The sequence below is a fragment of the Streptomyces sp. Je 1-79 genome (assembly GCF_025195125.1).
Lineage (GTDB): Bacteria > Actinomycetota > Actinomycetes > Streptomycetales > Streptomycetaceae > Streptomyces.
Genome location: NZ_JAMGSL010000028.1, coordinates 1 through 4,333, shown reverse-complemented (window position 1 = coordinate 4,333; position 4,333 = coordinate 1). Strand labels below are relative to the sequence as shown.

General features: G+C 71.2%; 2 protein-coding genes and 1 tRNA gene. 2 read left to right on the top strand and 1 reads right to left on the bottom strand.

Annotated elements, in window-relative coordinates; genetic code table 11:
- Positions 1 to 4: 4 nt before the first annotated feature.
- Positions 5 to 80 (top strand) — tRNA-Thr (locus M5362_RS32905).
- 104 nt (positions 81 to 184) lie between these two features.
- On the opposite strand, the gene M5362_RS32900 is transcribed toward M5362_RS32905, so the two are convergent.
- Complete coding sequence (locus M5362_RS32900; protein ID WP_260231623.1) at positions 185 to 2,836, bottom strand: SpoIIE family protein phosphatase; 2,652 nt, start codon at positions 2,834 to 2,836, stop codon at positions 185 to 187.
- Positions 2,837 to 3,103: 267 nt separating this feature from the next.
- Between M5362_RS32900 and M5362_RS32895 the strand changes: the two genes are divergently transcribed.
- Positions 3,104 to 4,333: HAMP domain-containing protein (locus M5362_RS32895; protein ID WP_260231622.1), on the top strand; the 1,230-nt coding region annotated here is incomplete at its 3' end.

Here is a 4,333-nt window from a genome sequence, read left to right as displayed (position 1 = left end):
TCCCGCCCTTTTAGCTCAGTCGGTAGAGCGTCTCCATGGTAAGGAGAAGGTCAACGGTTCGATTCCGTTAAAGGGCTCCAGTGAAACAGAAGAAGGCCCCCGCCTCATGGCGGGGGCCTTCTTTGTTTTGTGCTCCCGTACGAGAAGGGATTCCCCGCCACGAAAGCGTGGCGGGGAACCTCCGTCAGCTGGCGTCGATGGGCTCCGGGAGGCGCATGGCCAGGATCGCCATGTCGTCCGAGGCGGGCTCCTGGGCGAAGCGCTCGACCGCGCGCAGGATGCGGGCGGCGACCGCGCCGGCCGTCAGGCCCGTACAGGTCTTGAGGACCTCGATCAGACCGTCGTCGCCCAGCATCCTCGTGCCCTCGCGGCGTTCCGTGACGCCGTCGGTGACGCAGAGCAGGACGTCGCCCGGTTCGAGCGTGATGGTCTGCTCGTACAGCTCCAGGTCGTCGATGACGCCCAGGAGCGGCTGGGGATCGGCTGCCGGGACGACCGTGCCGTCCTGGCGCAGGCGCAGCGGCAGCGGGTGGCCGGCGCAGACGACCTTGAGGATGGCCGAGCCGTCCTCCTGAGGCCACATCTCGCCGTACAGCAGCGTCAGGAAGCGGCTGCGGGCGCCCTCGTCGAGGATGGCCGCGTTCAGCCGCTCCAGGACCGCGGGGCCGCCGAAGCCCTCGCGGGCCAGCAGGCGCAGCGCGTGCCGGGCCAGGCCCGTGACGGCCGCTGCCTCCGGACCCGTACCGCAGACGTCGCCGATCGCGAACCCGTAGGCGTTGTCGCGGATCGGGAAGAGGTCGTAGAAGTCTCCGCCGACCTCGTTGCCCTCGCCGGCGGCCCGGTAGATGACCTCGACCTCGACGCCCGGGATCTGGGGGAGGCCGGGCGGCAGCAGGCTGCGCTGGAGGGACTGGCTGATCGCCATGCGCTCCGAGTAGAGCCGGGAGTTGTCCAGTGCCAGGGCGGCCCGGCGGGAGAGGTCCTCGGCCAGTTCCAGGATCTCCTGGCGGAAATGGTCGTCGGAGGGCTTGCCCAGGGTGAGCATGCCGATGACGCGGTTACGGGCGACCAGCGGCAGGACCACCGTCTCGCCGCCGACCGCGGCGGCCGTGGCCAGCGTGGTGTCGATACCGCCGGACAACGGACCGCTTCCGTGGCCGAGTTCGCGCATCGAGGTGGAGAGCGCGGCCCGGTGGGCGGCCTCGCCGGGCGCCGACCAGACGCGGGCGCCGAGGGTCGGCACCGGGTCCGGCGGGGAGATCGAGGACAGCAGGGCCTTCAGGCCGTCGATGCGGTCCTCGTCCTCGTGCAGCACATAGGAGAGGTACGGATCCGAGGCCTGGTCGGCGATCGTGTAGACGGCGCACCAGGTGGCGAGCGTCGGGACGGTCATCTGGGCCATCAGGGCCAGGGTCTGGTCGCGGTCGAGGGTGCCCGCCAACAGGTCGGAGGCCTCGACGAGGAAGCTGAGGGAGCCGCGGCGGAGGCGTTCGAGCTCGCCGAGGCGCGCCGACTCGACGGCCAGCGCGATGCGGTCGGCGGCGAACTGGAGGCGCAGGGCCTCCTCGTTGGAGTACCGGTTCGGGCTCTCGGCGGCGACGCCGAGGGAGCCGGTGAGACGGCCCTCCACCTTGAGCGGCACGGTCACGACGGAGCGCATCCCGGTGCCTTCGAGGAGGGGGACGGCGCCGGGGACGGCGGCGAGGTCCTCGTGGACGGCCGGCATGCGGGCGGAGCCGTAGCGGCTCGCGCCGGTCTCGACGGGGACGCGGGCGAACCGCTGGCGGGCGGAGGGGAGTCCGGTGGTCGCCCGTACCTCCAGCTCCGTCTCGTCGTCGGTGGCGAGCAGGAGGAAGGCGGAGTCGCCGTCCAGCATGTCGCGGGCGCGCTCCACCGTGCGCTGCAGGAGGCCGTCCAGGTCGTCGGGGGCCGGGGAGCCGATGAAGACCTCGAAGGGGTCCGTGGCGCGGCTCTCCGCGCCCCCGTCGGAGCCGGCGGGGCGCTGGGGGGTCTGGAGGACGGCGCGCTCGTACTCCCGTACCAGCAGACAGACCGTGGAGGGCTCTCCCGCGGTGTCGCGGACGCGGAGATGGGAGGCGTAGACGGGGATCACACGGCCGTCGGCGCAGCGGATGCCGTAGCTGCCCTCCCAGCGGGAGAGCCGCAGGGCCTCGGCGAGGCCGGTGCTGATGCCGGGGGTGTGCGGCCAGGCGGCGAGGTCGCCGAGCGGCTTTCCGGTGACCTGTTCGGCGGCGTAGCCGAAGAGCTCCTCCGCGTCCTCGTTCCAGGCGGTGATGGCTCCGCCGCGGTCGATCTGGGCGACGGCGACGCGGACGCGGCTGTCGGCGGTGGGGAGGAGGGCGTCGGGGAGGACCGGTCCGGCGGACCTGGTGCCGATGGGACGCTCGGGAAGGTCGAGTTGAAACCAGACACGTTTGTGCGTGGGGGTGTATTCGACGCCCCAGCGGGTGGCGAGCGCGGCGCACAGGAGCAGGCCGCGGCCGTTCTCGCGGTCCGGGTGGGCGAGGGTGCGGCCGCCCTGGACGGGGATCTCGCGCTCGGGGTAGCGGTCGGCGACCTCCACCCTGATGCCGTCCTCGCTCCGCAGGCACAGGACGTCGGCCGCGGTGCCGGCGTGGATGACGGCGTTGGTGACGAGCTCGCTGGTGAGGACGACGGCGTCGTCGACGACCTCGGAGTAACCCCAGCCCTGGAGGGTGTCCCGGACGAAGGCGCGGGCGGTCGCGACGGACCGCCCGACCGGGTCGAAAGTGGCAGCCGCCCGCGCGGTGATCACAGAACTCCTCGTACGCGTCTCGACGCCCGGCTCCGCCATGGTCGGTCTGCCCCTCCCGCTGCCCGGTGGTCGTTTCGCGCCACCCAGCCCCTGCCGGGCGGACGGGGACGGTTGGACAGCCGGATGCCAGGTTACTTACCTTCGCTGTCCGAGCGGATGCCGGTCGCCGCTGTTTCCGTCCCCCGGGGGCGGGGACGCTATGCGAAGCTGCCGAACTGTTATCGCCAGGTTCGCCTGCGGTGAAACACTGGGCAGGCTTGAGGTGACGGCCCGGGCAGTACGGTCAACCCCTTCGGGAGGGACACGGTGGAGTCTGGCACGGCGGCGCGGCGCGGCGGTGGCACTACGCGCACAAAGGGCGGACGGCCCCGGAGCGGCGGGACGGTGCAGGTGGACGCGGCGGCCATGGAGCGGCTGCTCGCTGCCCTGGTCTCGATGCGGGACGGGAACTTCCGCAAGCGGCTGACCGTGTCCGGCGACGGGGTGATGGCGGAGATCTCCGCCGTCTTCAACGAGGTCGCCGACCGTCAGATGCATCTGACCGGGGAACTGTCGCGGGTGCGGCGCATGGTGGGGCGCGAGGGCAAGCTGTCCGAGCGGCTGGAGGCGGGGCCCAGTGAGGGCGCCTGGCTGGCGGCCATCGAGCATGCGAACGCGCTGGTCGACGACATGACGCGGCCGGTCTCCGAGGTGGGGCGGGTCCTTTCGGCGGTGGCCGAGGGCGATCTCGGTCAGCGGATGGACCTGCGCTCGGAAGGCCCTGACGGGCGGCCGCTGCGCGGGGAGTTCCTGAAGGTCGCACGGACCGTGAACAACCTGGTCGACCAGCTGTCCGCGTTCACCGACGAAGTGACGCGTGTCGCACTCGAGGTCGGTACGGAAGGCATCCTGGGCGGCCAGGCCCAGGTGCGCGGAATGTCCGGTTCGTGGAAAGATCTCACGGATTCGGTCAACACGATGGCGTACCGGCTGACGGCTCAGGTGCGTGACATTGCTCTCGTGACGACGGCTGTGGCCCGGGGTGATCTGTCGAACAAGGTCACGGTTCATGTGGCCGGCGAGATGCTGGAGCTGAAGAACACCGTCAACACGATGGTGGACCAGCTGTCCTCGTTCTCGTCCGAGGTGACCCGAGTCGCCCGTGAGGTGGGCACCGAGGGCGAGCTGGGCGGTCAGGCGGAGGTCGCCGGGGTCGGCGGTGTGTGGAAGGACCTCACGGACTCCGTCAACACGATGGCGGGAAATCTCACCAATCAGGTGAGGGGTATCGCCGAGGTGACGACGGCGGTCGCCAACGGCGATCTGTCGCAGAAGGTCACGGTCAGCGCGCGCGGCGAGGTCGCGCAGCTCGCGGACACCATCAACCAGATGACCGAGACGCTCCGGACGTTCGCCGACGAGGTGACCCGGGTGGCGAGCGAGGTCGGTGCCGAGGGTCTGCTCGGCGGCCAGGCGCAGGTGCCCGGCGCGGCCGGCACCTGGAAGGACCTGACCGACTCGGTCAACACCGTCTTCCGGAACATCACCACGCAGGTG

What these genes read in the sequence shown, in the direction of transcription:
- M5362_RS32900 (WP_260231623.1), bottom strand. Translation starts at nt 2,836, where the DNA reads ATGGCGGAGCCGGGCGTCGAGACGCGTACGAGGAGTTCTGTGATCACC.